The organism is Streptomyces sp. PKU-EA00015, assembly GCF_013387495.1.
Classification (GTDB): domain Bacteria; phylum Actinomycetota; class Actinomycetes; order Streptomycetales; family Streptomycetaceae; genus Streptomyces.
This window is the reverse complement of the sequence record NZ_JABZEE010000048.1, coordinates 34,598-51,140: the sequence shown is the minus strand read 5'-3', so window position 1 is coordinate 51,140 and position 16,543 is coordinate 34,598. Positions and strand designations below refer to the sequence as shown.

The 16,543-nt window shown below is 71.1% G+C and carries 15 protein-coding genes; 5 read left to right on the top strand and 10 right to left on the bottom strand.

Going from position 1 to position 16,543, the window contains the following annotated elements; translation table 11 throughout:
* Positions 1-47: 47 nt before the first annotated feature.
* On the bottom strand, positions 48-1,031 hold the full coding sequence (locus HW130_RS36815) for a MarR family transcriptional regulator (protein WP_177152291.1): 984 nt from the start codon (positions 1,029-1,031) through the stop codon (positions 48-50).
* Positions 1,032-1,116: 85 nt separating this feature from the next.
* Entirely contained in the window at positions 1,117-1,266 is a 150-nt protein-coding gene (locus HW130_RS26770; protein WP_177152290.1) for a hypothetical protein, read from the bottom strand.
* 287 nt (positions 1,267-1,553) lie between these two features.
* Between HW130_RS26770 and HW130_RS26765 the strand changes: the two genes are divergently transcribed.
* Together HW130_RS26765 and HW130_RS26760 are read left to right on the top strand one after the other, a co-directional pair.
* Complete coding sequence (locus HW130_RS26765) at positions 1,554-2,549, top strand: LuxR C-terminal-related transcriptional regulator (protein ID WP_309140586.1); 996 nt, start codon at positions 1,554-1,556, stop codon at positions 2,547-2,549.
* A 122-nt stretch (positions 2,550-2,671) separates the two neighbouring features.
* Positions 2,672-3,127 carry an SPW repeat protein gene (locus HW130_RS26760; RefSeq protein WP_177152289.1) on the top strand — a complete coding sequence of 152 codons (456 nt, stop codon included), beginning with the start codon at positions 2,672-2,674 and terminating at the stop codon, positions 3,125-3,127.
* A 110-nt stretch (positions 3,128-3,237) separates the two neighbouring features.
* On the opposite strand, the gene HW130_RS26755 is transcribed toward HW130_RS26760, so the two are convergent.
* From HW130_RS26755 to HW130_RS26740, 4 genes are all read right to left on the bottom strand, one after another.
* Positions 3,238-4,785 (bottom strand): MFS transporter, encoded by a 1,548-nt coding sequence (locus HW130_RS26755; protein ID WP_177152288.1) that lies wholly within the window; start codon positions 4,783-4,785, stop codon positions 3,238-3,240.
* A gap of 118 nt (positions 4,786-4,903) precedes the next feature.
* The gene (locus HW130_RS26750; protein WP_177152287.1) at positions 4,904-5,749 is read right to left on the bottom strand and encodes an alpha/beta fold hydrolase; all 846 of its coding nucleotides are present in this window, start codon (positions 5,747-5,749) and stop codon (positions 4,904-4,906) included.
* An 87-nt stretch (positions 5,750-5,836) separates the two neighbouring features.
* The gene (locus HW130_RS26745; RefSeq protein ID WP_177152286.1) at positions 5,837-6,235 is read right to left on the bottom strand and encodes a RidA family protein; all 399 of its coding nucleotides are present in this window, start codon (positions 6,233-6,235) and stop codon (positions 5,837-5,839) included.
* Complete coding sequence (locus tag HW130_RS26740; protein WP_177152285.1) at positions 6,232-7,356, bottom strand: acyl-CoA dehydrogenase family protein; 1,125 nt, start codon at positions 7,354-7,356, stop codon at positions 6,232-6,234. Before HW130_RS26740 ends, HW130_RS26745 begins: the two co-directional genes overlap by 4 nt.
* Positions 7,357-7,489: 133 nt before the next feature.
* Here HW130_RS26740 and HW130_RS26735 point away from each other — a divergent pair, with 133 nt between their 5' ends.
* Together HW130_RS26735 and HW130_RS26730 are read left to right on the top strand one after the other, a co-directional pair.
* Positions 7,490-9,106, top strand: a complete 1,617-nt coding sequence (locus HW130_RS26735) for an AMP-binding protein (protein ID WP_177152284.1) — start codon at positions 7,490-7,492, stop codon at positions 9,104-9,106.
* A gap of 4 nt (positions 9,107-9,110) precedes the next feature.
* Positions 9,111-9,926 (top strand): PaaX family transcriptional regulator C-terminal domain-containing protein, encoded by an 816-nt coding sequence (locus HW130_RS26730; protein WP_177152283.1) that lies wholly within the window; start codon positions 9,111-9,113, stop codon positions 9,924-9,926.
* Here HW130_RS26730 and HW130_RS26725 read toward each other — a convergent pair whose 3' ends face one another.
* Complete coding sequence (locus tag HW130_RS26725; RefSeq protein WP_256356366.1) at positions 9,927-12,437, bottom strand: bifunctional salicylyl-CoA 5-hydroxylase/oxidoreductase; 2,511 nt, start codon at positions 12,435-12,437, stop codon at positions 9,927-9,929.
* A gap of 1 nt (position 12,438) precedes the next feature.
* On the bottom strand, positions 12,439-13,266 hold the full coding sequence (locus HW130_RS26720) for an enoyl-CoA hydratase family protein (protein ID WP_177152282.1): 828 nt from the start codon (positions 13,264-13,266) through the stop codon (positions 12,439-12,441).
* A 221-nt stretch (positions 13,267-13,487) separates the two neighbouring features.
* Between HW130_RS26720 and HW130_RS26715 the strand changes: the two genes are divergently transcribed.
* A complete protein-coding gene (locus tag HW130_RS26715) occupies positions 13,488-13,916 on the top strand; it encodes an ATP-binding protein (protein ID WP_177152281.1) in 429 nt (142 codons plus the stop codon).
* Positions 13,917-14,081: 165 nt separating this feature from the next.
* On the opposite strand, the gene argF is transcribed toward HW130_RS26715, so the two are convergent.
* Together argF and HW130_RS26705 are read right to left on the bottom strand one after the other, a co-directional pair.
* Positions 14,082-15,089 (bottom strand): ornithine carbamoyltransferase, encoded by a 1,008-nt coding sequence (gene argF, locus HW130_RS26710; RefSeq protein ID WP_177152280.1) that lies wholly within the window; start codon positions 15,087-15,089, stop codon positions 14,082-14,084.
* A 62-nt stretch (positions 15,090-15,151) separates the two neighbouring features.
* Positions 15,152-16,384 (bottom strand): arginine deiminase, encoded by a 1,233-nt coding sequence (locus HW130_RS26705; RefSeq protein ID WP_177152279.1) that lies wholly within the window; start codon positions 16,382-16,384, stop codon positions 15,152-15,154.
* Positions 16,385-16,543: the final 159 nt, after the last annotated feature.

Here is a 16,543-nt window from a genome sequence, read left to right as displayed (position 1 = left end):
CCCCGATCCGGAGACCAGGACGACGAGATCCGCCTTCTTGTCGGCTGTCATGACAGGGCGTCCACCAGTGCGTCTCCTCTGAGCGTGCGCAGTATCCGGACCTCTCGCCCCTGCCGTTCGCGGAAGAGCAGGCCGGCCTGTTCCAGCTGCCGGCAGTGGTAGGTCACGGTGCCGGCGGTGCAGTGCAGCAGGTCGGCCAACTTCCCCATGGAGACGGGCTGATTGCCCTTGCGCAGGATGACGGCCCGCAGCTCGCCGAGCGTCATGGCGAGCGCGTCGGCCCCCAGTCCGGTCCTCGCCTTCTCTCCCTGGAGGAGCGGAGAGAGCCCGGCGACGGGATAGCCGATGTACGCGTGGCCGTCCCTGTCGACGCGATGGACACACGCGCGCGTGCCCGAGACCAGGGGCATGAGTGTCATTTTCCGGACCGCGACGCCATTGCTTCTCGGTGCGTTGCCGGGAAGCAGTACATTTCCGTCGACAAATCTGATCCTCGGGCTCAGATTGGCGAGAAGAGCACTCATGGTCCCCGTGACCGAGGCCACACCGACTCGCTCGATTTCCCGTTCCAGCAAGGGCTTTCCGCTCCGCCACACAGGAGCGATCGAGTCCCATACCGTTTCGGCCGTACGACGGTAAACGGCAAGGAAATCAGCCGGATTATCGGCGACTTTACGCCACGCGGGCGGCACTTCCCCGCCGAACGTCCGCTCCAGATCGGCGAGCAGTGAATCCGACGGGATGTCGGCAACTCTCCGGATCTCGTCCCGCATGCCGTCAGCCCCCGGGGAGCCCCCCATCGAGAGCACGGCGAGAACGCGAAGGGACCCCGAAGCGGCGAGGGGCCCCATGGCCTCCATCAGCTGCTCGGGGCAGTCCTTCCGCAGAAGTCTGCGCCGGCTCACGGGCACGCCCTGCGGGATGCCGAGTACGTCCGCCAGGGCCGAGAGGACCGACAGCCCCGGAAGGAGCTCTATCGATACAGGAATGTCCACATATGCACCTACATGAAGTTCGAGAGCACCGTCCACTTCACTCCCCCGTTCGAAACCTTGTGATGAACCGCGGGCACGGACATGCGCCGGGGCCTCATCGCTCCCGGCGCATGATCGCTTCTCAGCCCCAGGCCGGGTCTCCGTCGACGGCCGTGGGGCCGGCCGGGAGCGGTGCGGACGCCCCGGCGGAGGCCGCCGGCCCACCGATGAAGACCGCGAGCGCCGCGGCGAGCACCGCGGCACCGAACATGGTCTGACAAAGACTGCGCATGGGAATTCCTTACCGTGCTGATGTGATGTGAGACTGCACGGACCGGACCGAGGGCAAAGCGTGACCGCTTCCCCCCAGCAGCGATCCTCATCATTGATCCTTACCGAACCCGGAGCGAAAAGTCGGATTGGACCGGCTGCGTGATGTTACATTTCACATCTGTGAAGCGACATCAAATCTGCTCAAGGGCGCCCAAGTGCGGCATAGTTGACGCGGCGGAGCCCTGTGACTGGGCAAAGGAGCACTACCGCCGAGCGGTAGTTGAAGGAGATATCTTTTTCGAGGCCGTGCCGGATTGCCTGAAGAGACTTCACCTCGTCATCGAGTCGCAGAACTCCAACGGCCTGGCCTTCCCGGTGCCGCCGTCCGTCGCCGCCGAGGCCGCCCTCCGCCCGCTCGAGGAGGCGATGACACGCCTCCAGAGGGAAGCGGCGGAGATCCGCGCCGCCGTGGGGGCGTACGACGCCGTCTATTCCGAGGCCAGAGGCCGGGAAGAACAGTCGCTCACCGTCATCCGCGGCATGCGCGCCATCAGTGCCGCGCTGGAGGCCGCCGTGAACGCCTGCCGCGAAGAACTCATCACCGCCCAGCCGGGGGGCGGGCGATCGGTCGAGCTGCTGCACGAGGCGCTGGGACGGAGCCTGCCGCTGCTGGCTCGCGGCGTACGGCAGCGGACGCTGTATCAGCACTCGGTGCGGACACACAAGCCGACCCTGGCCTACATCGAGCAGATCACCGCCGAGGGCGCCGAAGTCCGCACGCTTGCCGAGTTCTTCGACCGCCTGATCATCTGCGACCAGGACGTCGCCTTCATCCCCATCGGGGAGGAGACGGCCGACGCGGCGATGGCGGTACGGCATCCCGCCCTGATCCGGTACCTCACCGTCATGTTCGAGCGGCACTGGGCCCGGGCCGCACCGGTCGACCCGTCGGCGGCCGGTCCCCGGGACACTCCCGTGACGGACGACATCCAGCGCGTCATCCTGCGGGCCATGGTCGCCGGCGAGACGGACGAACGCATCGCCCGCAGGATCGGGTTGAGCCGCCGCACCGTCGTCGCCCACATCCGCAAGGTCTCGGAGCGCTTCGACAGCAGCAGCCGTGCCCAGCTGGGCTTCCTGCTGGCCAGCTCCGGCCTGCTCGGCGACGCCGGGGCCGCAGCTCACGAGAGCGACGGCGAAGCCGCGGGCGCGGAGGGGCGAACTGCCCGCGAGAGCCGGTACGGCAACGATGTCGGCCCCGGCCGGGGATCCGGCGGGACGGACGACAGACCTCCGGCCTGAGGAGCTCCGACGCGGTGCCCGTGGGGCCGGGGCACCGGAAAGTTACCCATTGACCTCGCGGTCCGACAGGCGTTCCATGGACATAAAGGACAGATAAGGCTGCTGACAGGAGGCGGCCCACCATGACCACCCGTTCAGACATCACACAACACCCGGACCTGGCCGAGATGCGTTCCCGCTTCGAGCGGGCGACGACCAATCCCGCGGCCCAGGCCGTCGAAGCCCTGGCACTGCTGACCGGCGTCTACCTGGCGGCATCGCCGTGGATAGCCGGATTCAGCGGCCTCACCGCCCTCGCGGTGACCAACCTGATCCTCGGTATCGCCTACGCAGCCTGCATGGGCGGCCTGGGATCGGCGTACGAACGCACCCACGCCATGGCATGGGCAGGATGCGCCATAGGCGCCTTCACGATCATCGCGCCGTGGGTCGTCGCCGGAAACGTCGACACCACGCGGACCGTCGTCAACAACGTGATCGTCGGCGTTGTCGCCCTGCTCTGCGCCCTGGCCATGGCAGTCGGTGCCCGGGGCGAGCGCGGACGCGGACGCAGCCTGGGTCCCTCTGCGATGAGCTGAGCCTGTCGCGACCACTCGGACGAGGGCCCCGGCACGAGGATGTGCCGGGGCCCTCGCACGGGCCGTTCGAGGCTCCGGCCGCCGGTCCTGACCGGGCCGGCCCGGGAGGCTCAGGGCTCGGGCTTCACCCGGCCCTTGAGGCGCTCCAGGTCGTCGGGGCGGACCTGGATGACGAGCAGCGCGAGCACCGCGCCGAGGGCGGCGAAGACGGCGGCCACGATGAAGGCGGCGGACACACCCGAGGTCAGGATCTCGTCGCTCCACGGCGCCGGCAGCTGCCCGGTGCGCTCGAAGCGGATCCGTTCCGCCGGTGTCGCCTGGGCCATGAAGCGGGGGATCTGGTCCTTGGCCTCGTTGGCGCTCGCCGTGCCGAAGACGGTGACGAGGATGGACAGTCCGAGGGAACCGCCCACCTGCTGCGTGGTGTTCAGCAGGCCGGAGGCCGCGCCGGACTCGTGCCTCGGGACCCGGGAGAGCGCCATCAGGGTGATCGAGACGAACTGCATGCCCATGCCGAGACTGAAGACCAGCATCGGCCCGAGGACGCTGCCGGCGTACGTGGAGTGGACATCGGTCAGTGTCAGCCACGCCAGCCCGGCCGCGGCCAGGAGCGCACCGGTCACCATGAACGGCTTCGGGCCGTATTTCGGCAGCAGGTGCGAGGCGAGTCCGGCGCCGACCGCGATCACGGCGCTGACCGGCAGGAAGGCGAGTCCGGCCTGGAGAGGGCTGAAGTCCAGTACGTTCTGGACGAAGAGGGTGAGGAAGAAGAACATCCCGAAGATCGCCGCCGCGAGGCACAGCATGATGCTGTACGTGCCCGCCCGGTTGCGGTCGGCGAACATGTGCAGCGGGATGATCGGCTGTTTCGAGCGCCGCTCGACGGTGACGAAGGCTGCGAGCATCACCAGGGCCGCCCCGAAGGACGCCAGGGTGAGCGCGTCGCGCCAGCCCTCCTGCGCCGCGCGGATGAACCCGTAGACGAGCGCCGTCATGCCGAGGGTGGAGGTCAGGGCGCCGAGGAGGTCGAAGTGGCCCGGGTGCCGCTCGGACTCCCTGATCCAGCGCGGTGCGGCGATGGCGATCAGCAGACCTATCGGCACGTTGACGAACAGCACCCAGCGCCAGTCGAGCCATTCGACGAGCATGCCGCCCGCCAGCAGGCCGATCGCGCCGCCGCCGGCCGAGACGGCCGCGAAGACGCCGAAGGCCCGGTTGCGCTCCGGGCCCTCCTTGAAGGTGGTGCTGATCAGCGCCAGCGAGGTGGGCGAGGCGATCGCGCCGCCGACGCCTTGGAGGGCACGGGCGGCGAGGAGCTGTCCGCCGTTCTGCGCCAGCCCGCCGAGCAGCGAGGCGACGACGAACAGCAGGATGCCGGAGACGAGCACGCGGCGACGGCCGAGGATGTCACCGGCGCGCCCGCCGAGCAGCAGCAGCCCGCCGAAGGTCAGCGTGTAGGCGTTGAGCACCCACGACAGGGTGGTGGTGGAGAAGTCCAGCGAGGTCTGGATGTGCGGCAGGGCGATGTTCACGATGGTGATGTCGAGGACCACCATCAGCTGGCAGGAGGCGATGACCACAAGCGCCATCCTGTTTCCGCCGCCGCCCTTGTCGGGAGTGCTGTCCGAGAGGGCTGGTGTCGGCTGCGGGGTCGTCATGGCGCATCGTGCCTCTGTGGTGGGGAATCCTGTGCGGATATCACCCGTTCGGCAGGTTTAAAGCGGTTCAGTCCACTGTTTCGACGTTAAGCCCGGCCCTTGGGCGGTCACCACTCGATCATGGGCGGTCGCCGGCCCGTTCGGCGACGAAGGACCGCAGTGCGGCGGCCAGTTTCTCCGGTTGGTCCTCCGCCACCAGCGTGCAGCTGTCCTCGATCTCCAACAGCCGTCCGCGCGGCAGCAGTTCGGCCAGTCGGCGGCCGTGCTCGCGCGGCATCATGCGGTCGTCGGCCGCCCAGACCACCAGGGCCGGCCTGTCGAAGGAGGACAGTTCCTCGGCCGCTTCGAGCAGTTCGGTGCGGCGCACGCCCGCGTTGTAGCGGCGGAAGTCCTCCCTGATGGCCTTGTCGGTGCGCAGCGGCCGCAGCCATCCGTCCACGATGTCGTCCGGGACCGGGTGCTTCACGAGGGCGCCGATGCCGACCGGCAGCCTGCGCAACGCCTTGAGCCCCAGCACCCTCACCATCAGCGCGACGCCGCCGGGCACCTTGCAGACAAGGGAGATCATCTTGCCGGGAACGCCGGGCGGGTAGTTGTCGAACGCCTCGCAGGAGATGAGGACCAGCCGGGCGAGGCGCTCGGGGTGCCTCGCGGCGACGGTCTGCGCCCGTCCGCAGTCGCTCTCGACGAGCGTGACGTCGCGCAGGCCGAGACGCTCCATGAACTCGACGACGAGCGCGTTGACGGCGTCGGGCGTGAGCGGGACGTCGCTGCGCATCGGGGTGCGGTGCGAGCCGTACGGAAGGGTCGGGGCGATGCACCGGTGGTCGCGCCGCAGGTCGGCTACGACCTTGCGCCAGACGGTCGCGTCGTGCACGAGGCCGTGCAGCAGGAGGACGACGGGGCCGCTGCCGCCGGTGTCCTCGTAGGGGATCCTCCCGGCGCCGAGTTCGATCTCGGGCATCGCGTCTCCCATCGATGGGTGTCTCCCATGGTGGATAACGATGTTATTGCAGCGGATGCGCCCGCCACCAGGGACGCGGGGTCGCCGTCAGGGCAGTACGGCCGTCCCGTCCACCTCGACCAGGCAGGCGTCGTCCCACAGCCTGACCACGCCGATCACGGCCATCGCCGGGTAGTCGCGGCCCGCCAGACGGCGCCAGATGCGGCCCAGTTCGACGGCGTGGGCCCGGTAGTCGGCCACGTCGGTGGCGTAGACGGTGACGCGGGCGAGGTCGTGCGGGGTGCCGCCGGCCGCGGCGAGAGCGGCGAGCAGGTTGGTCAGGGCCGTCTCGAACTGCTCGGGCAGCGTGGTCCCCACGACCTTGCCCTCGGTGTCCAGAGCGGTCTGACCGGCCAGGAACACCAGCCGCGTACCGGACGCGGTGACGGCGTGGGAGAAGCCGGTGGGGGGCGACAGCTCGGCCGGGTTGTGCCGTTGCAGGCTCATCGGGCGGCCTCCTCGGCGTACAGCTCCTTGGCGATGATCGTGCGCTGGACCTCGGTCGCGCCCTCGTAGATCCGGGGCGCGCGGACCTCTCGGTAGAGGTGTTCGAGCAGGTGGCCGCGCTGGAGGGCGCGGGCGCCGTGCAGTTGGACGGCCGAGTCGACGACGTACTGGGCGGTCTCGGTCGCGAGCAGTTTCGCCATCGCGGACCGCGTCGGCACGTCGGCCGCCCCCTCGTCGTACGCGCAGGCCGCCGCGTACACCATCAGGCGGGCGGCCTCGGTACGCGTGGCCATCTCGGCGACCGTGTGGGACACCGACTGCAGGTCGCCCAGCGTGCCGCCGAAGGCTCTGCGGTGCGCGGTGTGCGTGAGGGTCGCGTCCAGGGCCGCGCGCGCCATGCCCACCGCGAACGCTCCGACACTGGGCCGGAAGAGGTTGAGCGTGTTCATCGCGACGCGGAAGCCGCGGTCCGGCTCGCCGAGCAGGTCGTCGGCGGTCACGGGGACGTCGTCGAAGGCCAGGGCGCCGATCGGGTGCGGGGAGAGCATGTCGAGCGGCGTGCCGCTCAGTCCGGGACGGTCGGCGGGGACGAGGAACGCGGTGACGCCGCGGGCTCCCGCGCCCTCGGTGGTCCGTGCGAAGACGGAGTAGAAGTCGGCCTCCGGTGCGTTGGAGATCCAGCGCTTCTCGCCGCTCAGGCGCCAGCCGCGGCCGTCGGGCACCGCCTTCAGCATGAGCGCGGCGGCGTCCGAACCGGCGTCGGGCTCGCTCAGCGCGAAGGCCGCGACGGCCCGTCCGGCGACGACCTCGGGCAGCCAGCGCCGGCGCTGCTCCTCGGTACCCGCCTGGACGAGGGGAGAGGTGCCGAGGCCCTGGAGCGCGAGGGCGGTCTCGGCCTCCGTGGAGCCGTACGCCAGGGACTCGCGCAGCAGGCACAGTTCGAGGGCGCCCGCCGTGAAGAGGCGCTCCAGCAGGCCGAGTTCGCCGAGGGCGGTCACCAAGGGGCGGTTGACGTGGCCCGGTTCGCCCTTCTCGGCGAGCGGAGCCAATCGGGTCATGGCCGTGGCGCGCAGCTCGGCGCACCAGGCGGTATGTACCGGATCGAGTGAGAATACGGGCATTCGCTCCCCACTTCGGACGGCCGGAGGCGCGGGGTGTTCCCCGGCGAAAAGCACAGTATCGCGCACCGTTGACTGTCGTCACCATCACGATACGCTCGTTTCGCGACCCCACCACCAGAAGAGGGGCGACCCCATGGAGCTGACACCCTCGGCCCACCTGGACACCTTTGCGCGCGACCATCTGCCGCCCGCCGGGGAGTGGCCGGACATCCTCTTGGACCTGCCCTCGCTCCGCTACCCGCGGCATCTCAACTGCGCGGCGGAGCTCCTGGACGGCACGATCGGGCGCCACGGCGCGGACCGGCCCGTCTTCCGTACCGGCGAGGGCGCGGTCTGGACGTACGGTGAGCTGCGCGAACAGGTCGACCGCATCGCGCACGTCCTCACCTGCGAACTGGGCGTGGTCCCCGGCAACCGGGTCCTGCTGCGCGGGCCGACCACCCCCTATCTCGCGGCCTGCTGGCTCGCCGTCCTCAAGGCGGGCGCCGTCGCGGTCACCGTCCTGGCCCAGCAGCGGTCGAAGGAACTGGCCACGGTGTGCGAGATCGCGCGGGCCGGCCACGCCCTGTGCGACATCCGGTCGGTCGACGACCTGGTCAAGGCCGAGGTGCCGGGGCTGCGGATCACCACGTACGGCGGTGACGCGCCCGACGACCTGCTGCGGCGGGCCGCGGCGCGGCCCCCCGAGCCGTACGCGGCTGTCGCGACGGCGGCCGACGACGTGGCGCTGATCGCCTTCACCTCCGGGACCACGGGCCGTCCCAAAGGGTGCATGCACTTCCACCGGGACGTCCTCGCGATCGCCGACACCTTCTCGGCCCACGTGCTGCGGCCCCAGGCGGACGACGTGTTCGCGGGCAGTCCCCCGCTGGGGTTCACCTTCGGCCTCGGCGGGCTCGTGGTGTTCCCGATGCGGGCCGGGGCGTCCACGCTGCTGCTGGAACAGGCCGGCCCCCTTCAGCTGCTGCCGGCCGTCGCGGAGCACCGGGTGTCGGTCCTGTTCACGGCGCCCACCGCCTACCGCGTGATGCTGGACCACCTCGACGGGCACGACATCCGCTCTCTGCGGCGCTGCGTGTCGGCCGGTGAGAACCTGCCCGCGGCCACCTGGCAGTCCTGGCACGAGCGGACGGGTGTGCGCCTCATCAACGGCATCGGCGCCACCGAACTGCTGCACATCTTCATCTCCGCGGCCGACGACGCGATCCGGCCGGGCACCACCGGGGTCCCCGTGCCGGGCTGGCAGGCGCGCGTGGTGGACGCAGAGGGCGACCCGCTGCCCGACGGCGAGCCGGGGCTGCTGGCCGTGCGCGGACCGGTCGGCTGCCGCTACCTGTCCGACCCGCGGCAGACGGAGTACGTCAGGCGCGGCTGGAACATCACGGGCGACACCTACGTGCGCGAGCCGGACGGCTGGTTCCGCTACGTCGCACGCGCCGACGACATGATCATCTCGGCCGGTTACAACATCGCGGGTCCCGAGGTGGAGGACGCCCTGCTGCACCACCCGGACGTGGCCGAGGCGGCGGTCGTCGGACGCCCGGACGATCTGCGCGGCCAGGTCGTGGTCGCCTACGTGGTGCTGCGCGACGGCGCGGTGCGCGGCGACGGCACGGCCGAGGCGCTGACCGCGTCGGTCAAGCAGCGCCTCGCGCCGTTCAAGTGTCCGCGCGAGATCGTCTTCCTCGACGCCCTGCCGCGTACACCGACCGGCAAGCTGCAGCGCTTCCGCCTGCGCGCTCTAGAGTGATCGCGTGGCCGAGCAGCACACCCCGCGATCCCTGATCGTCACCCTGTACGGCGCCTACGGGCGCGAGCACACGGGCTCCCTCGCCGTGGCCGAGCTCATCCGGCTGCTGGGCGTCCTCGGCGTGGACGCGCCGTCGGTACGCTCCTCGGTGTCCCGGCTCAAGCGCCGCGGTCTGCTGGTGCCCGAGCGCACGGAGGACGGCGCCGCCGGTTACACCCTGTCCGCCGACGCCCGTCAGCTCCTCGACGACGGCGACCGGCGGATCTACGCGGGCTCGTCCGCCGACCTCGCGGACGGCTGGGTCATCGCCGTGTTCTCGGTGCCCGAGGCGGAACGTCACAAGCGCCATCTGCTGCGCTCCCGGCTGGTCAGGCTGGGCTTCGGGGCTGCGGCGCCGGGGGTGTGGATCGCTCCTGCCCGCCTGTTCGACGAGACGCAGCACACCCTGCGCCGCCTCCAGCTCGACACGTACGTGGACCTGTTCCGCGGCGAGCACCTCGGCTTCACCCCGACGGCGGAGGCGGTCTCGCGCTGGTGGGACCTGGCGGCGATCGCCAAGCAGCACGAGGAGTTCCTCGATCTGCATGAGCCGGTGCTGCGCTCCTGGGAGGCCCGGGACGACACCCCGGCCGAGGACGCCTACCGGGACTACCTGCCGGCCCTGGACTCCTGGCGCCGGCTGCCGTACGCGGACCCGGGCCTGCCCGCCGAGCTGCTGCCCCAGGGCTGGCCGGGCGGACGCTCGGCGGACGTGTTCGCCCGGCTGCACGCGCGGCTGCGGGACGCCGGGGCGGCGTTCGTGCTCGGCGACAGGGCCTGATCAGCCGAGCGTGAGCCGGGGCCTGGGCGCGTCGGTGCGGCCCGTCGGGGGCTTGCGGCTGCCCGCGCGGTACGGGAGCGGCCAGGGGGCCGCGTCGCCCTGGTAGTCCTGGTCGGCCGCCGCGTGCAGGGTCCAGTGGGGGTCGTAGAGGTGGGGTCTGGCCAGGGCGCAGAGGTCGGCCCGGCCCGCGAGCAGGATCGAGTTGACGTCGTCCCAGGAGGAGATGGCGCCCACGGCGATGACCGGCACTCCGGCCTCGTTGCGGATGCGGTCCGCGTACGGGGTCTGGTAGGAGCGGCCGTACTCGGGGCGTTCGTCGGGTACGACCTGGCCGGTGGAGACGTCGATGGCGTCGGCTCCGTGGGCGGCGAAGGCGCGGGCCACGGCCACGGAGTCCTCGGCTGTGGTGCCGCCGTCCGCCCAGTCGGTGGCCGAGATGCGAACGGTCATGGGCCGCTCCTCGGGCCAGATCTCCCGCACGGCGTCGAAGACTTCGAGGGGAAAGCGCAGCCGGTTCTCCAGGGAACCGCCGTAGGCGTCCGTGCGGTGGTTGGTCAGCGGCGAGAGGAAGCCGGAGAGCAGGTAGCCGTGCGCGCAGTGGAGTTCGAGGAGGTCGAAGCCGCTGTCGGCGGCGCGGCGGGCGGCTTCGGCGAACTGGGCCCGGATCTCGGCCAGTCCCGCGCGGTCGAGCGCGTGCGGGATCTGGTTGACGCCGTGCCTGTACGGGATCGGGGAGGCGGCGGACACGGGCCAGTTGCCCTGTTCCAGGGGCTGGTCGATGCCTTCCCACATGAGCTTGGTGGAGCCCTTGCGGCCGGAGTGGCCGAGCTGGACGCCGATCGCCGCGCCCGTTGCCCGTTGGTGGACGAAGTCGGTGACGCGGCGCCATGCGGTGGCCTGTTCGGCGGTGTAGAGCCCGGTGCAGCCCGGGGTGATCCGGCCCTCGGGGCTCACGCACACCATCTCGGTCATCACCAGGCCCGCGCCGCCCAGTGCGCGGGAACCGAGGTGGACGAGGTGGAAGTCGCCGGGGAGTCCGTCCTCGGCGACGTACAGGTCCATGGGCGAGACGACGACGCGGTTGCGCATAGTCAGTCCGCGCAGGCGGAAGGGGGTGAACATGGGCGGTGTGCCCGGCGGGCAGCCGAAGTCCCGCTCGACGGCCCCGGTGAAGGCGGGGTCGCGCAGCCGCAGGTTGTCGTGGGTCACGCGGCGGCTGCGGGTGAGGAGGTTGAAGGCGAACTGCCGGGGAGGCTGGTCGAGGTAGGTCGCGAGCTCCTCGAACCAACGCAGGCTCGCGGCCGCCGCCCGCTGGGTGGACTCGACGACGGGGCGGCGCTCGCTCTCGTACGCGGCGAGGGCCGCGGGCAGGTCGGGCTGCTCCTGGACGCAGGCGACGAGGGCGAGGGCGTCCTCGACGGCGAGCTTGGTGCCCGAGCCGATGGAGAAGTGCGCGGTGTGGGCGGCGTCGCCGAGGAGCACGGTGTTGCCGTGCGACCAGCGGTCGTTGACGACGGTGCGGAAGGCGATCCAGGCGGAGGAGTTGCCGCGCAGGGGGCGGCCGTCGAGCGCCTCGGCGAAGACCTTGGCGCAGCGGGCGGCGGATTCCTGCTCACCGAGTTCGTCGAAGCCCGCGGCGCGCCAGACCTCCTCGCGCATCTCGACGATGACGGTGGAGGCGTCGGCGGAGAACGGGTAGCCGTGCAGCTGCATGACGCCGTACTCGGTCTCGGCGACCTCGAACCGGAAGGAGGGGAAGGCGAAGTCGGCGGCGAGCCAGATGTAGCGGCAGCGGTGAGTGGTGATCCGGGGCCCGAAGACGTCGGCGTGGGCGTCGCGGGTCGCGCTGTGGACACCGTCGGCGGCGATGACGAGGTCGTGGCCGGCGGCGAGTTCCGCGGCGGGCGGCGCGGGGGTGCGGAAGCGGAGACGGACGCCGAGGGACGCGCAGCGCTCGTGGAGGATCTCCAGCAGACGGCGCCGGCCGAGAGCGGCGAAGCCGTGCCCGCCGGAGGTGAGCGAGTGTCCGCGGTGGACGATGTCGATGTCGTCCCAGCGGACGAACTCGTCCTGCAGGGCGCCGTAGACCACGGGGTCGGCGTGCTCGATGCCGCCGAGCGTCTCGTCGGACAGGACGACGCCGAAGCCGAAGGTGTCGTCGGGCGCGTTGCGTTCGTAGACGGTGATGTCGCGGGCCGGGTCGAGCCGCTTGAGCAGCGCGGCGGCGTACAGCCCTCCGGGGCCGCCGCCGATGACGGCGACGCGCAGGGGGTGAGCGTCCGACGGGACGGGGCCTCCCTCGGGCGCGTCGGCGTGCGGAGCTCCGGACGCGGGCGTGGCGGGGGCTGGGCCCGGTCCCGATGCCGACGGCGGCACGGGGGCGACGGCGGCGGCCGCGGCGAGGGCCGGTCCGGGGGATGTCTCGGGGGCGACGGCGTCACCCGCACCGGCGGGGAGCGGGCCGCCGGGGGACGGGCCGGGGTCCGGCAACGGCAGGGAGGCGGCAGCCATGTCAGCGGCCCTGCCACTTGGGCGGGCGCTTCTCCGTGAACGCGGCGTGGAACTCCGCGTAGTCCTCGCCGTTCATCAGGAGCGCCTGCGTGGCCGCGTCCATCTCGACCGCCGCGGCGAGCGGCATGTCCAGTTCCGCGGTGAGCAGCGCCTTGGTCTGGGCGTACGCCAGGGCCGGGCCGTCGGCGAGACGCCGGGCCAGCTCGGCGGCGCGCCGGTCCGCCTGGCCCTCGTCGACGAGCTCGCTCAGGAGGCCGATCCGTTCGGCCTCGGGTGCGCGCACCGGCTCGCCGAGCATGAGGAGCCGCGTGGCGTGGCCCAGCCCGACCACCCGGGGCAGCAGGTACGCCGCTCCCATGTCGCCGCCCGACAGCCCGACCTTGGTGAACAGGAAGGCGAACCTCGCCGACGCGTCGGCGATCCGGAAGTCGGCGGCCAGCGCCAGCACCGCACCCGCTCCGGCGGCGACGCCGTGGACCGCGGCGATCACCGGGAAGGGGCACTCGCGGATCGCGCGGACGACCTGTCCCGTCATCCGGTTGAAGTCGAGGAGCTGCGCGGTGTCCATCGACAGGGTCGCGCCGATGATCTCGTCGACGTCGCCGCCCGAGCAGAAGCCACGGCCCTCGCCGCCGAGCACGAGGGCCCGCACCGACCGCTCCCGGGAGAGCTCGGCGAGCAGATCGCGCAGGTCGGCGTAGGCGCCGAAGGTGAGGGCGTTGAGCTTGTCGGGCCGGTCGAGCGTCACGCTCGCCACGCCGTCCTGGAGCGTCAGCCGCAGATGGCGCCAGCGCTCGGTGCGCGTCGCGGAACCGGAAAAGGGGCTCATGGAGTGGGGCCTCCTTCGGCGGGCGGTCGGCCTGCTGCCTGCCTCTCGAAGTTATCACTCATCTGTGACTGCCGTCACGAGTGCGCGATATCCGTGTTGTGACAGTGCTGGGATCCCGTCCCGTTTCCGGCACAGGTCACGGCGGCAGCCCCCCGGGGCCTGGACCGGCCTCCGGCTGTTCGTAGGGTGAACACACCACCGCCACCGAACGGACATACGCCTTGCCCGAAGCCGCCGACTCCGCCGAGACCGCCTCCTGGCGCATCGCGCTGCCGCACACCACGGCAGCGGTGCCCATGGCCCGTGCGGTGGTCCGCGCAGCGCTGGCGGACATCGAGGCGTCCGCGGACAGCGACACGGCAGAGCTGCTCACGGCGGAGCTGGTGGCCAACGCGGTGGAGCACACCCGGTGCGGGGTGCCCATACAGCTGGTGATCGAGCTGCTGCCCACGGGCTGCCAGGTGGAGGTGCACGACGCCGATCCGGCGCCGCCCGGCGATCTCTCACCGGCGGCGCCGGCTCATGCGCCCGACCCGTGGCAGGAGCACGGGCGCGGGCTGCTGCTCGTCCGCACGCTCAGCTCGGACTGCGGGCACCGCCCGACGGAGCGGGGCAAGGCGGTCTGGTTCACGCTGCCCGCCCGGCGCTGACCGGCGCGCCGGGGCTCACTCCACCGAGGCGGCGCCGACCAGATCGTTCCGGCCGTCCGCGTCGTCCGCCCGGGGCCGGCCGCGAGTGGCGCCGGCCGTAGAGCGCGGAGACGACTGCGCCCACCGGCAGGAAGACCGCGAACGGTCACCCGATCGGGCACATGGCTATTCAGCGGCGGAGAGGGTGGCCACCATGACCGCCTTGATCGTGTGCATACGGTTCTCGGCCTCGTCGAAGACGACGGAGTGGGCCGACTCGAAGACCTCGTCGGTCACCTCCAGCTCCGTGAGGCCGTGGCGCTCGTGGATCTCGCGCGCCACCGCGGTGCCGAGATCGTGGAAGGCCGGCAGGCAGTGCAGGAACTTGACGTCCGCGTTGCCCGTCGCGCGCAGCACGTCCATGGTCACCGCATAGGGAGCGAGCGCCTTGATCCGCTCGTCCCACACCTCCTTGGGCTCGCCCATCGAGACCCAGACGTCGGTGGCGACGAAGTCGGCGCCTCGCACGCCCTCGGCGATGTCCTCGGTGAGCGTGATCCGCGCACCGCTCTCCTCGGCCACCCGGCGGGCCGTGGCGACGATCTCCTCGGCCGGCCAGTACGCCTCGGGTGCGACGATGCGCACGTCCATGCCGAGCAGGGCGCCGGTGACCAGGTAGGAGTTGCCCATGTTGAAGCGGGCGTCACCGAGGTAGGCGAAGGAGACGCTCTCCAGCGGCTTGTCGGTGTGCTCGGTCATGGTCAGCACGTCGGCGAGCATCTGGGTCGGGTGCCAGTCGTCGGTGAGCCCGTTGTAGACGGGCACGCCGGCGTGCGCGGCCAGCTGCTCGACGGTGTCCTGCGCGTCACCGCGGAACTCGATCGCGTCGAACATGCGGCCCAGCACCCGGGCGGTGTCCTTGGCCGACTCCTTGCTGCCGATGTGGGAGCCGGCCGGGTCGATGTAGGTCGTGGACGCGCCCTGGTCGGCGGCGGCGACCTCGAAGGAGCAGCGCGTACGGGTCGACGACTTCTCGAAGATCAGTGCGATGTTCTTGCCGCGCAGCCGCTGGACCTCGGTCCCTGCCCGCTTGGCGGCCTTGAGGTCGGCGGCCAGACCGATCAGGCCGCGGAACTCCTCGGCCGTGAAGTCCAGCTCCTTGAGGCAGTGGCGGCCTTCGAGATGTATCGCCATGGTGGCTGCTCCTGGGTCGCGGAAGGCGGTGACAATGGAAGTCTATACGACTCAATGCATCGCTATACAGCCTCGCGCTCCACAGGGCAGCTCATGCAGCGCGGGCCGCCCCTGCCCCGGCCCAGTTCGCTGCCGGGTATCTCGATCACCTCGATGCCCTGCTTGCGCAGATGGGTGTTGGTCGTGACGTTGCGCTCGTAGGCCACGACGACACCCGGTTCGACGGCGAGCACGTTGCAGCCGTCGTCCCACTGCTCGCGCTCGGCCGCGTGCACGTCCTGGGTCGCGGTCAGCACCCGTATGTCCTTCAGCCCGAGCGCCGCCGCGATCGCGTCGTGCATCTGCTCCGGCGGATGGTCACTGACCTTGAGCGCGCCGAAGCCGTCGGCCGGTTCGATGGTGTACGAGCGGAGCATGCCGAGCCCCGCGTACTGCGTGAACGTGTCCCCGTCGACCATGGTCATCACGGTGTCCAGGTGCATGAACGCCCTGCGCTTGGGCATGTCCAGGGCCACGATCGTCCGCGCGGAACCGGCGGCGAACAGTCCGCGCGCCAGCATCTCCACGGCCTGCGGTGTGGTGCGCTCGCTCATCCCGATCAGCACCGCGCCGTTTCCGATCACCAGCACATCGCCGCCCTCGATGGTGGACGGGTAGTCGTCCTGCCCCTCCGACCAGTGGTGGAACGTCTCGGCCTCCGCACCCACGAAATGGGGATGGTGCTTGTAGATGGCCTCGAAGTGCACGGTCTCCCGCTGGCGGGCCGGCCAGCGCATCGCGTTGATGGAGACGCCGTCGTAGATCCAGGCCGAAGTGTCACGGGTGAAGAGGTGATTGGGCAGCGGCTGGAGCAGGAAGTCGTCCAGGTCCATCACATGGAAGCGGACCGACGTCGGCTCGGAGTGTCCCGCGAGGAACTCCCGCTTGGTCATCCCGCCCACCAGCGCCTCGACGAGATCGGACGTGGGCAGCGCGTCGAAGGCGACGCGCAGGTGGTCGGTCGCGAGCGGTCCGTACTCCTTCTCGTCGAAGACGCGGTCCAGCACCAGTTTCCTGGCCTCGGGGATCTCCAGCGACTCGCGCAGCAGGTCGCCGAAGAGATGCACCTCCACCCCTCGGTCACGCAGAACGTCCGCGAAGCCGTCGTGCTCCTGACGGGCCCGGCGGACCCAGAGCACGTCGTCGAAGAGCAGCGCGTCCTTGTTGCTCGGCGTGAGCCGCTTCAGCTCCAGATCGGGCCGGTGGAGGATGACCTGGCGCAGTCGCCCGGTCTCGGAGTCGACATGGAATCCCATGTCTCCATCCTCGCCGCGCGGACGGCCGTTCACCCGGCGAACGGCCGACCTTGTGGGGTCCGCCGGGACACCGGGGCCGGCATCGCCCGCCGGGTGGGGCTCGGCGCGCAGGCGCAGCAGCCCACGGACAGGCCGGAGCGCGCGACGTGCCGGCGGCCC

Coding starts and splice junctions, on each gene's coding strand:
- HW130_RS26705 (WP_177152279.1), bottom strand. CDS start 16,384: ATGGGATTCCATGTCGACTCCGAGACCGGGCGACTGCGCCAGGTCATC.
- HW130_RS26760 (WP_177152289.1), top strand. CDS start 2,672: ATGACCACCCGTTCAGACATCACACAACACCCGGACCTGGCCGAGATG.
- HW130_RS26725 (WP_256356366.1), bottom strand. CDS start 12,437: ATGGCTGCCGCCTCCCTGCCGTTGCCGGACCCCGGCCCGTCCCCCGGC.
- HW130_RS26755 (WP_177152288.1), bottom strand. CDS start 4,785: ATGACGACCCCGCAGCCGACACCAGCCCTCTCGGACAGCACTCCCGAC.
- HW130_RS26770 (WP_177152290.1), bottom strand. CDS start 1,266: ATGCGCAGTCTTTGTCAGACCATGTTCGGTGCCGCGGTGCTCGCCGCG.
- argF (WP_177152280.1), bottom strand. CDS start 15,089: ATGGCGATACATCTCGAAGGCCGCCACTGCCTCAAGGAGCTGGACTTC.
- HW130_RS26720 (WP_177152282.1), bottom strand. CDS start 13,266: ATGAGCCCCTTTTCCGGTTCCGCGACGCGCACCGAGCGCTGGCGCCAT.
- HW130_RS26750 (WP_177152287.1), bottom strand. CDS start 5,749: ATGCCCGAGATCGAACTCGGCGCCGGGAGGATCCCCTACGAGGACACC.
- HW130_RS26745 (WP_177152286.1), bottom strand. CDS start 6,235: ATGAGCCTGCAACGGCACAACCCGGCCGAGCTGTCGCCCCCCACCGGC.
- HW130_RS26735 (WP_177152284.1), top strand. CDS start 7,490: ATGGAGCTGACACCCTCGGCCCACCTGGACACCTTTGCGCGCGACCAT.
- HW130_RS26740 (WP_177152285.1), bottom strand. CDS start 7,356: ATGCCCGTATTCTCACTCGATCCGGTACATACCGCCTGGTGCGCCGAG.